Origin of the sequence: Streptomyces sp. NPDC059166, assembly GCF_042755185.1 — a bacterium.
Classification (GTDB): domain Bacteria; phylum Actinomycetota; class Actinomycetes; order Streptomycetales; family Streptomycetaceae; genus Streptomyces.
Genome location: NZ_JBHZCI010000057.1, coordinates 21,325 through 35,537, shown reverse-complemented (window position 1 = coordinate 35,537; position 14,213 = coordinate 21,325). Strand labels below are relative to the sequence as shown.

The following is a 14,213-nucleotide window of genomic DNA, read 5'->3' as shown; positions in this document are numbered from 1 at the left end:
CGGGGCCCTCCGGGCGCTTCCCTTCGTTCTTGCGTTTCCGACTCTATCAGACTCTTTCGTGTCCGATTCCCGGCCGAAGCGGGTTCCTGCTAGGCGGTTAAATTACCGCCCCGCTTTCCAGTTCTTCGCTTTCGCGTTTCCCTTTCCGGCGAGTCCGACTCTATCAGACTCTTTTTCGTTCCGTTTCCGGTTCGAATTCGATTCCGATGGCCTTCGGAAGGGCCTTTGCCTTTCGGCGGTTCCGACTCTATCAGGCCTTTTCCGTGACTTTTGACCGGTGACCTCGCGAGCATGCGAGGGCCTTGTCGGAAGTACAGTCTGGTTTGAGGGAGTCGCTGCCCGCCGTCACGATCGAAGTCGCATCGGGGCGAGGCAGGGGTACGACAGTACAGGGCACAACGAGGCGAGGCAAATCGTTTCCGGCAGGCCGCTAGGTCCGCCAACCGGGAGGTCTCAGGCGGAACCGGGACTTCATATGACTTACGCTGCTGATCAGTACGCCGCCCTCCTTCAGTCGTGGCGGTAACCATACGGATCCCCACCCTGGGAGGCTCTCCATGACCACAGTGACGTCCCCTCTTGCCGGCCGCGCGATCGGACTCACCGCGGTTCCCGACCCCGTGTTCTCCGGAGCCATGGTGGGTCCCGGCACGGCCATCGACCCCGTGCGCGAGCCGTCCGAGGCTGTCTCCCCTGTCGACGGAATCGTCGTGTCGCTCCACCCCCACGCCTTCGTCGTCGTCGACGACCAGGGCCACGGCGTTCTGACGCACCTCGGGATCGACACCGTGCAGCTCAACGGCGAGGGCTTCGAACTGCTCGTGAACAAGGGTGACACCGTGACCCGCGGGCAGGGCATCGTCCGCTGGGACCCTGCCGGTGTGGAGGCGGCCGGCAAGTCCGCCATCTGCCCCGTCGTGGCCCTGGAGGCCACGGCCGACTCCCTCACGGACGTCCGTGAGGACGGAGACGTGAACGTCGGAGAGGCCCTGTTCGGCTGGCAGTGACGGCCACTGAGCAGCATCGGGCCAGTCGGGTATCAACCGCGGAGGCTCAGCCGCCGCACAATCGGAGACGGTGAAATGGAGACAACGCTGCGAGGCGTCGGTGTGAGCCACGGTGTGGCGATCGGCGAGGTCCGGCACATGGGTACCGCGGTCCTGGAACCGCCGGCCAAGCAGATTCCCGCTGAGGAGGCCGAGCGCGAGCAAGGACGTGCCCGCCAGGCGGTGGAAGCGGTCGCGGCCGACCTCGTCGCACGTGGAAACCTGGCCGGAGGCGAAGCTCAGCACGTGCTGGAGGCCCAGGCCATGATGGCTCAGGACCCCGAGCTCATGGCGGACGTCGACCGTCGTATCGCCGTGGGCAGCACGGCTGAGCGCGGTGTCTACGACGCCTTCGCCGCGTACCGGGCTCTGCTGGCCAACGCCGGGGAGTACCTCGCCGGACGCGTCGCCGACCTCGACGACGTACGGAACCGGATCGTGGCGCGGCTGCTCGGCGTGCCGATGCCGGGTGTGCCGGACAGCGACCAGCCGTATGTGCTGATCGCGCGTGACCTCGCTCCCGCCGACACGGCACTGCTCGACCCGACGCTGGTGCTCGGATTCGTCACGGAGGAGGGCGGTCCCACCAGCCACAGCGCCATCCTGGCGCGTGCCTTGGGAGTTCCGGCCGTCGTGGCTCTGCCCGGAGCGGGAGAGATCGCCGAGGGCACGGTCGTGGCCGTGGACGGCAGCACCGGTGAGATCTTCGTCGAGCCGAGTGAGGAGAAGCGCGCCGAGATGGAGAGCGCTTCGGCGGCGCGGAAGGCGGCCCTGTCCGCCGTCACCGGCCCGGGAGCGACCTCCGACGGTCACAAGGTGCCGCTGCTGGCGAACGTCGGCGGTCCCGCCGACGTACCGGCGGCGGTGGAGGCCGGCGCCGAGGGCGTGGGGCTGTTCCGTACGGAGTTCCTCTTCCTGGACGACAGCAAGCAGGCGCCGTCTGAGGAGAAGCAGATCGCGGCCTACCGCGCGGTGCTGGAGGCGTTTCCGGAAGGGCGCGTCGTGGTGCGGGTGCTGGACGCCGGTGCGGACAAGCCGCTGGACTTCCTGACCCCCGCGGACGAGCCGAACCCCGCACTCGGTGTGCGCGGTCTGCGCAGCCTGCTGGACCACCCCGATGTGCTGCGGACACAGCTCACGGCGCTCTCCAGGGCTGCCGAAGGCCTGCCGGTCTATCTCGAGGTCATGGCTCCGATGGTGGCCGACCGTGCCGACGCGAAGGCGTTCGCTGACGCCTGCCGTGAGGCGGGACTGCGGGCGAAGTTCGGGGCGATGGTGGAGATTCCGTCCGCCGCGCTCAGGGCTCGCTCGATCCTGCAGGAGGTGGAGTTCCTGTCGCTCGGTACCAACGACCTGGCGCAGTACACCTTCGCCGCCGACCGTCAGGTCGGCGCCGTGTCCCGGCTCCAGGATCCCTGGCAGCCCGCGCTGCTCGACCTCGTCGCCCTCTCCGCCGAGGCCGCGCGGGCCGAGGGCAAGAGCTGCGGCGTGTGCGGTGAGGCCGCCTCGGACCCCGTGCTGGCCTGTGTGCTGACCGGGCTGGGTGTCACCTCCCTCTCCATGGGCGCGGCGTCCATCCCGTATGTGCGGGCGACTCTGGCGAAGCACACGCTCGCCCAGTGCGAGCGTGCCGCGTCGGCGGCCCGTGCGGCGGACTCCGCGGACGAGGCCAGGCTGGCCGCGCAAGCGGTGCTGTCGGGCGAGTGACGGCATCGTCCGGCCTCGACGGCTGGTCGTGAAGGGGTTCCCACCGGGTCCGCGGGTCCGGTGGGAACCCCTTCTGCCGTCAGTGGTGTGTGTCAGGCTCGTCCGAGCCGATGTCGAAGCCCGCGCAGTACTCGACGCCGGACTCGGGCGACACCGGTTCGCCCGTATCGGCGTCGGTGCAGTAGGCGCTGAAGACCTCACCCGCCGTGAGCGGGTGGAGGCTGCCGCGGTCCAGGCGCCATCCGTGCACCCGGTCGGGGCGACCCGGCGCGCTGGTACGCAGAACCACCCCGCCCGTGGTCTCCATGGCCACGCCCACGGCGAGGACACCGGTGAACTCCGCGCCCTCCGAGGAGTCGAGGTGCACCGGTCCGCCCGCCTCGCGCTCGGTGTGGAGGACGGCGAGGAGCTGTTCGCTCCCCGACGGGGTGCTGCACACCACGTGGTGGGTGCCGGGCCCGGCGGTGTCGAGCAGGCGAGTCAGCAGATGGGACGCCCGGTCGAAGGCCGCCCTGCCGATGTCCTGTCCGCAGTCCGCGCAGTCGCCGAGCCCGGCCAGCATCATGGTGGCGTACTCCCAGGTCGCGTGGCGGACGGCTCGAGAGACGAGCAGGGGGATCAGGGTGTCGATGGGCTGGCCCGTGTAGGCCACGGTGGCGCCGGCGGCGGCGACCTCGGCGGTGAACCGGCTGCGGCTGGCGCGCTCGTCGGGGTCGAGGCCCGATTCCGTGCAGTACTCCGCGTAGTCCTCGGGGTCGAACAGGGCTACGGAGGCGTGCATCCCCTGCCCGTTGAGGGTGCGCAGCATGGCCTCGACCTGCTGCAGGTAGAGCGAGTGGTCCTCGAAGACGAAGCTGGGGTAGCGCCGCATGGCCGCGAAGTCCTCGGCGTCGACCAGTAGTCCGACGGTCGTGGGTGCTTCGCGGCGCAGTGCGCGCCGAATGGACGGTGCGGAGCGCTTGCCGTCGCGCCCGGTCTGCCGCTGGTGTGCCATGAGTCCCCCTGTGCACTGTGTAACGATGTTCACTCAGCGTAATCAGGGGGACTGACAACGGCTTCCGGGCCGGCCGGTTCAGCGGCGGGTGCGGGCGAGGTCCTCGTAGAAGTGGAGGAGTTCGAGGTTGTCGACGGATCCCGGGTTGACCGCCTTGGCGAGGGCCGTTCCCTGCAGGAGGCGCTTGACCGGAACCTCGATGCGCTTGCCGGTGAGGGTGTGCGGGATGCCGGGGACCTCGATGACCTCGTCCGGTACGTGGCGCGGGGAGAGGTTCTCGCGGATGGTCCGCTTGATGCTGTCCCGGAGTCCGTCGTCGAGGGTGGCGCCTTCGGCGAGGTGTACGAAGAGGGGCATCCAGTAGCCGCCGTCCGGTTCCTCGATGCCGATGACGAGGGATTCCCTGATCTCGGGGAGGCGTTCCACCGCCTCGTAGATGTCCGCGGATCCCATCCGTACGCCCTGCCGGTTGAGGGTGGAGTCGGAGCGTCCGTGGATGACCACGGAGCCTCGGTCGGTGAGGGTGATCCAGTCTCCGTGCCGCCATACGCCGGGGTAGGTGTCGAAGTAGCTGTCGTGGTAGCGGCTGCCGTCGGGGTCGTTCCAGAAGCGGACGGGCATGGAGGGCATGGGGGCGGTGACGACGAGTTCGCCGACCTCCCCGACGAGGGGCTTTCCGGCCGGGTCCCAGGACCGGAGGTCCGTGCCGAGGCAGGGCGCCTGGAGTTCACCGGTGTGGACCGGCAGGGTGGGCACGGCTCCGGCGAAGCAGCTGCAGACGTCGGTCCCGCCGCTGACCGAGGCGATCCAGAGGTCCTCGGCCACCTCGTCGTGGAGCCAGCGGAAGCCGTCGGGCGGGAGCGGTGAGCCGGTGGTGGCGACGCACTGGACACGGCTGAGGTCGTGGTCGCGGCCCGGGTGGATGCCGGCCTTGCGGCAGGCCATGACGTAGGCGGCCGAGGTCCCGAAGAGTGTGGCGCCCGTCTGCTCGGCGACGCGCCACTGCGCGTCGACGTCCGGGTAGCCGGGGCTTCCGTCGTAGAGGACGACGGTGGTGCCGGTGAGCAGGCCGGAGACGAGGAAGTTCCACATCATCCAGCCCGTCGAGGTGTACCAGAAGAAGCGGTCGTCGGGGCCGAGGTCGCAGTGCAGCCCGATCTGTTTGAAGTGTTCGAGCAGGATGCCGCCCTGTGACTGGACGATCGCCTTGGGGAGTCCGGTGGTTCCGGAGGAGTAGAGCACCCACAGCGGGTGTTCGAAGGGGACCGGCTCGAAGACCGGTGCGGTGTCCGCGGAGGTGAGGGCCGACCACTCGAGGGTGCCCTCGGGTGCGTCCGTCCCGAGCAGCGGGATGTGGACCACGGCGCGCAGGGTGGGGAGCTCACCGCGGAGTTCGGCGACCGTGGCGGTGCGGTCGTGTTCCTTGCCGCCGTAGCGGTAGCCGTCCACGGTGAACAGGACGACCGGCTCGACCTGCTGGAAGCGGTCGAGAACGCTGCGTGCGCCGAAGTCGGGTGCGCAGGAGGTCCAGACTCCCCCGACCGCGGCGGTGGCGAGGAACGCCACGACGGCCTGGGGGATGTTGGGGAGGTAGCCGCTGACCCGGTCGCCCGGGGTCACGCCGAGGGCGCGGAGCTCGGCGGCCAGTGAGCCGACCTGGCGCCGCAGTTCGGACCAGCTGACGGCTGCCTGGGTGTGGGTCTCGTCGACGTGCAGCAGGGCGGGGGCCTCGGCGCGCAGCGGGTCGTCGGCGGTACGCAGCGCGTGCTCGGCGTAGTTGAGGGTGGCGCCGGGGAACCACTGCGCGCCCGGCATGGAGCGGTCGCCGAGCACCGCGTCGTACGGGGTGGTGAAGCGCACGTCGAACCAGTCGGCGACGGCCTCCCAGAAGGTGTCGAGCTCGTCGACGGACCAGCGGTGCAGGGCCGCGTAGCCGCCGTCGGCGGGAGCTCCGTGGTGCTCCGCAGCCCATCGCTGGAAGCGGGTGACGGCCGCCGCCTCGACGCGTTCGGGTCCGGGCTGCCAGAGGGGGGCGTCGTCGGCTGCTGAGGTCATGGAGGCTCCCTGGCCTTTCGGTGGTACGCGGGTTCGCGTCGGCGCGCACGGGCTGGGGTGTGCGCGTGAACGGCAGTTACGGACGATGCCATGTGATCGTCTTGCGCACCAGGGTCTCCCCGCCACGGTTGTGTGTGCGGCTGTGTGGTGGGGCCACAGGTGAACGGAAGCTGAACGGAGCACACCGGGCTCCGCGCTGATGGCAGGGTGGCGCCATGGATGGTCGTGACCTGGTGCGTTCGGTGAGACTGGTCGGTTCGGTGCAGGGGATGCGCACGGTTCGCTCGGCGTGGCTGCGCCGGCGTGCGGACGCGAGGACCGTGGCGGCGCGGGGGGCGGAGAGGGCACGGGTCCCGGGTCTCCTGACAGGTGCGGAGCCGGGGCCGGGTGGTGGGGTGGTGCGGTTCGCCCGGTCGGAGCTGCTGGTGCGGGTCGCTGTGGGCGGGGCGGTGTTCTGGTCCTGGGACGGGGCGGAGCCCTCGCCGTCGTACGCGCTGGCCGGCGCGGTTCCCGAACCGGACGAGCGGGCGCGGCTCGAACCGCACACGAACGGTGGCTGGCAGGTCGTGTCGGAGCGGATGACCGTCGTGGTGTCGCGCCGTGGTGCGGTCGAACTGCGCACGCCCGGCGGTGTGGTGCTGCGCCGTGAGGAGCCGCCGCGCTGGTGGGAGACGCCGGACGGCGGGGGTGCCCGGTGGGTGCAGAGGTCCGAGGTCCCGGCCGACGCGCGGTTCTTCGGGCTGGGCGCGAGGTCCGGCGGGCCGCGCCTCCGGGAGGGCTCGTACGGGCTGTGGAACACGGATCCGGGCGAGGGGTCCGGCCCCGGGGACGATCCGCTGCACCTGACGATGCCGGTGCAGCTGGTGGTCTCCGACGCGGGTACCCATCTGGTGTTCCACGACAACTCCTGGTCGGGCCGGGTGACTCTGCGGGAGGGCGAGGAGGGGGCGGGATCGGGTCACGACCGGGCGGGGACCTGCGAGGTACGGATGGACGGCGGGCCGGTCCGTGGCTGGGTGGCCGCGGGGACGCCCGCCAGGGTGCTCGGCACATGGACCGCGCTGACCGGGGCTCCGGCCCTGCCGCCGTCGTGGGCGCTGGGCCCGCAGCGCGCACTGGGGTCCGCCGGCGAGCGGGAGGTGCGGCGGATCGTCCGCGGGTACCGGGAGCGGGATCTGCCTCTGTCGGTGCTGCACCTGGACGGAGGGCACCGCGACACGCGTCGGGGCCTCACGGCCGGCCCGCGGCGGTTCCCCGACCCGTCCGGCCTGGCGGGGGATCTGCGTGAGGAGGGCGTGCGGCTGGTGTCGGCCGTCGGGGCGGCGGTGCGGGCGTCCCCGGACGACGAGGCCTTCGCGAGCGGTCTCGGGGTCGGTGCTCATGGTGCGTTCGTGCGGGATCCCGGAGGGAGCCGGGTGCTCGGCACGGTGGGGCGGGAGGAGTGCGTCCATCCCGATTTCACCGATCCGCTGGTGAGGGAGTGGTGGGGCGGGCTGTACGCGGAGCGGCTCGTACCCGGGTCCGCGGGGGTCCGGCACGACATGAACGAGCCGGGCCTCTTCCCGGCGTCCGGGAATGCCTCGCTCCCGCGTTCGGCCAGGCACGCCATGGAGGGGCGGGGTGGCGATCACCGGGAGGCCCGCAACGTGTACGCCCTGACGATGGCGCGGGCGGGCTACGAGGGTCTGCTGCGGCTGCGCCCCGACGAGCGGCCGTTCCTGTTGTCCCGCTCGGGCTGGGCCGGGATGCAGCGGTACGGCGGGACCTGGTCGGGTGGAGTGGCCACGGGCTGGCCGGGGCTCCGCACTTCACTGGCCCTGGTCCTGGGGCTGGGACTCTGCGGGGTGCCGTACTCGGGCCCGGATGTGGGCGGGTCCGGCGGGTCGCCCTCCCCGGAGTTGTATCTGCGCTGGTTCCAACTGGGCGCGTACATGCCGATGTTCCTGACCGACCCGGGCGTGGGCGGCCGGGAGCCGTGGGAGTACGGACCTGAGGTGCTCGCGCACGCGGGGCGGGCGGCGCGGGAGAGGGAGCGGCTGCACCCGTACTTCGTGACGCTGTCGCATCTGGCGCGGCTGACGGGTGCGCCGTATGTGCGGCCGTTGTGGTGGGGTGCGTCCGGTGACCGGGAACTGCGGGACTGCGAGGACGCCTTCCTGCTGGGGGACGCGCTGCTGGTCGCTCCGGTGCTCGAAGAGGGTGTCACCCGCAGGGCGGTGCGGCTGCCGTGCGGCCGGTGGTACGACACGGCGACGGAGCGGGCTTACGAGGGGCCGGGGCAGGTGGTGCTGGACGCACCTCTCTCGGGGATTCCGGTGCTGGCGCGTGCGGGTGCAGTGGTCCCGGTCCTGGGTCCGGACGGGGAGCTGGAGCTGGAGGCCTGGGCTCCGGTTCCTGGCCGTACCGGTGGCGGGTTGCTGGCGCGGGACACGGGTGACGGGTGGGAGGCCGCCGAGGTCGAGCGGTACACGTCGCGGACGCGTTCCGGACGGGTGGTGGTCGAGCGGGAGGGCGAGGAGGTCCGGGTGCCGTATCGGGTCCGGGTGCGCGGGCTGCCGTCGGCGGGTCAGCGGTAGGCGCCGGCGAACCAGGCGTGCACGGCCCGTGTGTGGAGGGGGAAGGCCAGCGCGCGTGGGGCGCGCAGCACGTCGTATCCGGAAGTCTCGTCCGTGGGCCGGGAGGGCGGGAGTCCGCGTTCCGGACGCGGCGGCAGCAGGCCGAAGAGGAGGATGTGGCCGTCGGGGGAGCTCAGCACGTCGGCCGGCCGTACGTCGTTCTCGTCGGCCGGGATCCCCGTCTCCTCGAACAGCTCGCGTACGACGCCGTGGCGCCAGTCCTCGGTGTGGTCGACGTAGCCGCCGGGCAGCGCGATTCCGCCCTGGTGGGGTGGGATGGTACGGGTGATGACGACGAGACCGGGGCCGTCCGGGCCGGTGACGGGCTGCAGGGCGACGGCGACGGGCAGGGGGTTGCGGTAGGCGGTACGGCCGCAGGCCGCGCAGGTTCGCGGCCAGGACTCGGTGGTGTACCTCGCTCCGCAGTCCCGGCAGTGGGAGTCCTTCACGGGCCGGACTGTATCCGATCACTCTTCTCCTGGGGCGCCGTAGCTGATAGACGGTGAGGTCATGACAGGAATTGCTCGTACCTTCCGTGCCCTGGCCGCCACCGCCACCGCAGCCCTTCTCACCGCGACCGCCGCTGCCCCGGCGGCCTCCGCCCGGCCCGAGCCCAAGGCTCCGCCGGAGTTCGTCGACCTCCGTTCGGTCGATCCGACGATCATCACGGAGATGCGCTACCCCACACCGCACAACTTCATGGGCGAGCCGGTGGACGGCTACCGGCGGCCGGTCTGCATTCTGACCCGGCCCGCCGCGCTCGCGCTGCGCACGGCCCAGCGGAGCCTGCTGCGTCAGGGCTATTCCCTCAAGGTGTACGACTGCTACCGGCCCCAGCGGGCGGTGGATCACTTCGTGCGCTGGGCGAAGGATCTCGACGACCAGTCCATGAAGGGGGAGTTCTACCCGTCGGTCGACAAGTCGCGCCTGTTCGAGGACGGTTACATCGCGGAGAAGTCCGGACACAGCCGGGGCAGCACCGTGGACCTGACGCTGGTGAAGCTGCCCGCACTGCCGACCCGGCCCTACGAGCCGGGTGAGGAGCCGGCACCCTGCTACGCGCCGAGGAACGAACGCTTCCCCGACAACTCGGTGGACATGGGCACGGGTTACGACTGCTTCGACACGCTCTCGCACACGGACGACCCCCGGGTGCAGGGCGTGCAGCGCGCCAACCGGCAGTTCCTCAAGGCGACGCTGACGGACCTCGGCTTCGTGAATCTCGCCGAGGAGTGGTGGCACTTCACCTACAAGCCCGAGCTCTTCCCGGACACCTACTTCGACTTCCCGGTGTCCAGGCGCTCCGTCGCGGGGCACTGAGGCAGGTCGGCGGCGGCCGGGGAACCCTTGTTCCCCGGCCGCCGTTCCTCGTCCTCGGGGCGCCGCCCCGTACCTGCCCGGCCGTCAGGTCGTGGCGGGTTCGGGCCTTCGGCCGGCCCTCGCCAGCGCGTCCTCGACCACCGCGACAAGTACGTCGCGCACGGAGGCCCGGTCACGGGCGTCGCAGAGGAGCAGCGGTACCTCGGGGTCGAGATCGAGAGCTGCCCGGACCGTGTCGGCCGGGAACTGCTCCGCGCCCTCGAAGAGGTTCACGGCCACGGTGAAGGGGATCGCCCGGCGCTCGAAGTAGTCGACCGCCGCGAAGCAGTCCTCCAGGCGCCGGGTGTCCGCCAGTACCACGGCTCCCAGGGCGCCCTGCGCCAGCTCGTCCCAGAGGAACCAGAAGCGGTCCTGTCCGGGGGTGCCGAAGAGGTAGAGGACCAGGTCCTCGCGCAGGGTGATCCGGCCGAAGTCCATGGCGACCGTGGTGGTGTGCTTCGCCTCGACCCCCGCGACGTCGTCGACCGGGCGGCCCGCTTCGCTGAGCCGCTCCTCCGTACGCAGCGGTCTGATCTCGCTGACCGCCCCCACCAGGGTCGTCTTGCCCACTCCGAAGCCGCCCGCCACCAGGATTTTCAGGGTGACGGGCTCGACGGGCCGCTTCCGGCGGCTAGAGCGCCCGAAGGCCATTGATCACCTCGCGAAGAATGCTCACGTCCGGCAGTTCGGCCGGCGGAACGGGGCGGGTGACATGCACCAGCTCGTCCTCGACGAGGTCACCCACCAGGACGCGGACGACCCCGACGGGGAGATCCAGACCGGAGGCGAGCTCGGCGATCGACTGAGGCATGTCGCTGCACAGTTCGACGATCTCCACGTGTTCCGGGGAGAGCGTCTGGTCGCGGCCGGGGTCGTCGGCCGCAGGTTCGGGGACGACGATCGCGATGAGGTCGAGACGGTGCCGGGATGCGCTGCTGGTCCGCCCGCGGGTCATCGCGTAGGGCCTGACCACGGGGCCCGCCTCGGCGTCGTACCAGCGCGAGGACCCCGCTTCGGCGGGGGCGGGCGGTGTTCCGGACGCGGCGTCCCGGACGGAGTCGGCGCTCATCCCCCCGCCTCACCCTCCGGCGGGCAGGCCGGTGGTCCGCGGGGCGTTGGCCAGATGCGCGCCGACGCGCTTGACCATCAGGGTCATCTCGTAGGCGACCTGCCCGACGTCGGAGTCCGATTCGGCGAGGACGGCGAGGCAGCTGCCGTCGCCGGCCGCCGTGACGAAGAGGAACGCCTCGTCGAGCTCGACCACCGTCTGCCGGACCCGGCCGGCGTCGAAGTGGCGGCCCACCCCCTTGGCGAGGCTGTGGAATCCGGAGGCGACGGCGGCAAGGTGCTCGCTGTCCTCGCGCGTCAGGTCCTGGGACGTGCCGGTGGCGAGGCCGTCACTCGACAGGACGAGCGCCTTGCGGATGCTCGCGACGCGCTCGACGAGCTCGTCGAGGAGCCAGTTGAGCTGGCCCGATCCCTGCTGTGCTGCGGCGTTGTGTGCTGCGGCGTTCGGTGCGGTCATCGACCGTCCCCTCCCGGAGTGGTTCCTGGTGCTGTCCCGCCCTGACCGGCGGTGTCCTCGGCGTTCTGCCGTCGGCCACGCTGCCAGCCCCGTTGAAGCGAGGCCATGCGATTGCGTACGTCCTCCGCGTCACGTTCGAGGTCGTCGTCGGTGTCTGCGGGGTCATGGCCGGAAGTCCGCCTTGCGGAGTCCTCCCGGAGCTGTGGGGCGAGGTTCGCCTGCCGGACCCGGCGCGGAAGACCGCCTACAGTCTCCCGGCCCGCGGTCCCGGGCCCCGTTTCGCCGCCCGTACGGGCGGGGCCGTCGTCCTGACCGGTCGTCGCGGGTGTGTCCGTGCGGGTGCGTGTCCTGTCGCCGGACCGCCTGGCCTGGGCGGCGACGCGCCCCGTCGGCCTGCGGCGGGGAAGCGGTGCCGGCCCTGCCGGGCGCATCGGGCGGACGTCGGCGGACGGACCGTCCGCCTCGTCGAGTGCCTGCTGGTGCTGCACCCGGCCGGTGTCCCGGCGCAGCTCCCGCGCCCTGAAGATCCCGCCCCGCTCGCTCTCGGTGTCCTCGAGGTCGGACACCCCGTCGAGCACGGGGCCGAGAGCCGGATCGAGTTCGGGGTCCACGGCCGGGTCGGTGAAGCCGAGCGTGCCGACCGGACCCTCCAGCTCGACGGGACCGTCGAGCACCGACGGGTCGGTCAGACCGGTGGGGACCGGGGACAGCCCTGGCGGCCTGCCGGGCACTCCGGCTTCCGGCAGGCCGTCCCGCCGGTCCCTGCCGATGCCGTCCCGGACCCCGACGGCCTTCTCGGCCCGGCGGTCGAGACGGAATCCGCTGCCGTGGGTGTCGGGCGCGTCGGTGAGCAGCTCGGCGGGGACGAAGACGACCGCCGTCGTCCCTCCGTACGGCGACGTCTGGAGCGACACACGGACGTTCTGGCGCTGGGCCAGGCGGCTGACCACGAACAGTCCGAGGCGGTCGGTGTCGGAGAGCTCGAAGTCGGGGGTCTCGGCCAGCCGGAGATTGGCGTCCAGGAGCACCTCCGGAGTCATGCCGAGACCGCGGTCGTGGATCTCCAGCGTGAACCCGTTGGCCACCCGCTCGCCGTGGACCTGGACGGCGGTGTGCGGGGGCGAGAACACCGTGGCGTTCTCGAGCAGTTCCGCGATCAGGTGGGTGAGGTCGGCGACGGCGGGACCCCCCACACCGATGCGGGGAAGGCGCCGGACCTCGATCCGCTCGTAGTCCTCGACCTCGGCGACCGCCGCGCGGACCACGTCCATCAGCTGGATCGGCTTGCGCCACTGCCGGGAGGGGGCGGCGCCGGAGAGGATCACCAGTCCCTCGGCGTGGCGGCGCATGCGGGTGGTGAGGTGGTCCAGCCTGAAGAGGTCGGCGAGCTCGTCGCCGCTCTCGGTGCGTCGTTCCATCGCGTCGAGGAGCGTCAGCTGGCGGTGCAGGAGCACCTGGTTCCGGCGCGCGAGGTTGACGAAGACCTCGGACACGCCCCGGCGCATGTCCGCCTGCTTGACCGCGGCCTCGACGGCGGCCCGCTGGAGGGTGTTGAGCGCCTGCCCGACCTGTCCGATCTCGTCACGCTCGTAGCTGAGATGGGGAGCCTCGGTCTCCACGTCGATCTGTTCGCCGGCGGCCAGACGCCGCATCACACTGGGCAGCCGTACGCCGGACACCTCGTGGGCGTCCTTGCGCAGCCGGGAGAGGTCGCGGACCAGTTCACGCCCCACCCGCACGGAGACGAAGACGGAGACGAGCAGGGCCACGAAGCCGAGGACCCCGGCGACGCCGGCCCGGATCAGCACCCGGTAGCCGGCGGGTTCGGCCCGGTCCTGGAAACGGTCGGAGAGTTCGGTTCCGTCGGCGGCGAGGTGGCCCAGGACCGGCGGGGCCACGTCCTCCCAGCGTGCGGAGTCGACGGCACCCGGCTTCGTGACCGGGCCGGCGGCGATGAGCTTCCGCTCCGCGGTGCGCAGCGGCTCGGTGTCGGGGCTGCGCCAGTACCGCTCCACGCGGCCCCGTTCGCTCGCCGGCAGGAGTTCGAGGCTGACCTCGTAGAGAAGCGCGCGCCGGGCCGCCAGGTCGGAGACGGCGCGGAGTTCGGGGGCGCCGAGCCGTCCGGCGATGAGGCCGGAGGCGACCAGGGCATCCTCGCGGGAGAGCATCTCGCGCGCCCTGGATATGCCGACGAGGGCGCGGACCTGGTTGTCCATCGACACGTTCTCCATCGTGTGGAGACCGTTCAGGAAGCGGTAGCAGGGGTCGACGAGACCGTTGTAGAAGTCGAGGGCCCGGCTTCGGTCGATGGTGCGCTTCTCGACGGAGCCGCGCAGTGCGTCCAGGCCGTCGATCTCGTCGAGGATCGAGTCGAGCCGGGCTGCGGACTCCGGGCTCAGCTTCTCCCGGATGTCCTTGCTGCGCGCGCTGCGCCTGACGTCGGCCACGACCCGGTCGGTCGCCGCGCGGCGGTCGCGCAGCAGCGGCAGGGCGTCCGAGGCGCGCGGGTCGGCGAGGAAGACGAGGGTCTGGCGGCGTTCGCCCTGAACGGCGCGGACCGTGTCCTCCAGCGGGCGGCCGACCTGCTCGACGATGGCGCTCGCGCCCATGAGTTCGCCGGCCTCACGGCCCGTCACATAGGTCGCGAAGACCCAGAGGCCGGTGAGGGACGCGAGCGGCACCAGGAGCAACGCCACGATCTTCCTGCGGATGGACTTCCCGCGAAAGCGCATGGCCTCCCCCAGCTCGGCCCCGCACCGCGGGGGTGATTGCGTCCGTGGTTCCGGGCTCCGGTCCGTCCGGTGGCGCGGCCCCACTGATCTGATCGTTCCGGTGTCGCCGTCGTGGTCCGGCGGGCGTCGTCCGGGATGACGTCGACAGGCGGCGCGAGCCTACTACTGACCCACCGGTTA

Annotated in this window: 11 protein-coding genes; 4 read left to right on the top strand and 7 right to left on the bottom strand. The window is 71.6% G+C overall.

Annotated features, from left to right (window positions below; all coding sequences use genetic code 11):
• Positions 1 to 557 precede the first annotated feature (557 nt).
• Complete coding sequence (locus tag ACFXOA_RS29905; protein ID WP_385034902.1) at positions 558 to 1,007, top strand: PTS glucose transporter subunit IIA; 450 nt, start codon at positions 558 to 560, stop codon at positions 1,005 to 1,007.
• A gap of 75 nt (positions 1,008 to 1,082) precedes the next feature.
• Entirely contained in the window at positions 1,083 to 2,753 is a 1,671-nt protein-coding gene (ptsP, locus tag ACFXOA_RS29900) for a phosphoenolpyruvate--protein phosphotransferase (RefSeq protein WP_385034899.1), read from the top strand.
• A gap of 79 nt (positions 2,754 to 2,832) precedes the next feature.
• On the opposite strand, the gene ACFXOA_RS29895 is transcribed toward ptsP, so the two are convergent.
• Together ACFXOA_RS29895 and ACFXOA_RS29890 are read right to left on the bottom strand one after the other, a co-directional pair.
• Positions 2,833 to 3,747, bottom strand: coding sequence for a hypothetical protein (locus ACFXOA_RS29895; RefSeq protein WP_385034898.1), 915 nt, complete (start codon positions 3,745 to 3,747; stop codon positions 2,833 to 2,835).
• Positions 3,748 to 3,825: 78 nt separating this feature from the next.
• Positions 3,826 to 5,802: an acetoacetate--CoA ligase gene (locus ACFXOA_RS29890; RefSeq protein ID WP_385034896.1), complete on the bottom strand. Its 1,977-nt coding sequence runs from the start codon at positions 5,800 to 5,802 to the stop codon at positions 3,826 to 3,828.
• A 215-nt stretch (positions 5,803 to 6,017) separates the two neighbouring features.
• On the opposite strand from ACFXOA_RS29890, the gene ACFXOA_RS29885 reads away from it, so the two are divergent.
• Positions 6,018 to 8,378 (top strand): glycoside hydrolase family 31 protein, encoded by a 2,361-nt coding sequence (locus ACFXOA_RS29885; protein ID WP_385034894.1) that lies wholly within the window; start codon positions 6,018 to 6,020, stop codon positions 8,376 to 8,378.
• Here ACFXOA_RS29885 and ACFXOA_RS29880 read toward each other — a convergent pair.
• On the bottom strand, positions 8,369 to 8,866 hold the full coding sequence (locus ACFXOA_RS29880) for an NUDIX domain-containing protein (protein WP_385034892.1): 498 nt from the start codon (positions 8,864 to 8,866) through the stop codon (positions 8,369 to 8,371). The genes ACFXOA_RS29885 and ACFXOA_RS29880 overlap by 10 nt on opposite strands.
• Positions 8,867 to 8,927: 61 nt before the next feature.
• On the opposite strand from ACFXOA_RS29880, the gene ACFXOA_RS29875 reads away from it, so the two are divergent.
• Positions 8,928 to 9,737, top strand: coding sequence for a M15 family metallopeptidase (locus ACFXOA_RS29875; RefSeq protein ID WP_385034890.1), 810 nt, complete (start codon positions 8,928 to 8,930; stop codon positions 9,735 to 9,737).
• A gap of 84 nt (positions 9,738 to 9,821) precedes the next feature.
• Here the strand turns inward: ACFXOA_RS29875 and ACFXOA_RS29870 are convergent, their stop codons facing one another.
• From ACFXOA_RS29870 to ACFXOA_RS29855, 4 genes are read right to left on the bottom strand one after another with little or no spacing between them, the layout of a single operon-like run.
• Positions 9,822 to 10,427: an ATP/GTP-binding protein gene (locus ACFXOA_RS29870; RefSeq protein WP_385034888.1), complete on the bottom strand. Its 606-nt coding sequence runs from the start codon at positions 10,425 to 10,427 to the stop codon at positions 9,822 to 9,824.
• The gene (locus tag ACFXOA_RS29865) at positions 10,408 to 10,845 is read right to left on the bottom strand and encodes a DUF742 domain-containing protein (protein ID WP_385034886.1); all 438 of its coding nucleotides are present in this window, start codon (positions 10,843 to 10,845) and stop codon (positions 10,408 to 10,410) included. The genes ACFXOA_RS29870 and ACFXOA_RS29865 overlap by 20 nt, the downstream gene beginning before the upstream one ends.
• A gap of 9 nt (positions 10,846 to 10,854) precedes the next feature.
• A complete protein-coding gene (locus ACFXOA_RS29860; RefSeq protein WP_385034884.1) occupies positions 10,855 to 11,301 on the bottom strand; it encodes a roadblock/LC7 domain-containing protein in 447 nt (148 codons plus the stop codon).
• Positions 11,298 to 14,033, bottom strand: coding sequence for a nitrate- and nitrite sensing domain-containing protein (locus ACFXOA_RS29855; RefSeq protein WP_385034882.1), 2,736 nt, complete (start codon positions 14,031 to 14,033; stop codon positions 11,298 to 11,300). Before ACFXOA_RS29855 ends, ACFXOA_RS29860 begins: the two co-directional genes overlap by 4 nt.
• Between the last annotated feature and the right edge of the window lie 180 nt (positions 14,034 to 14,213).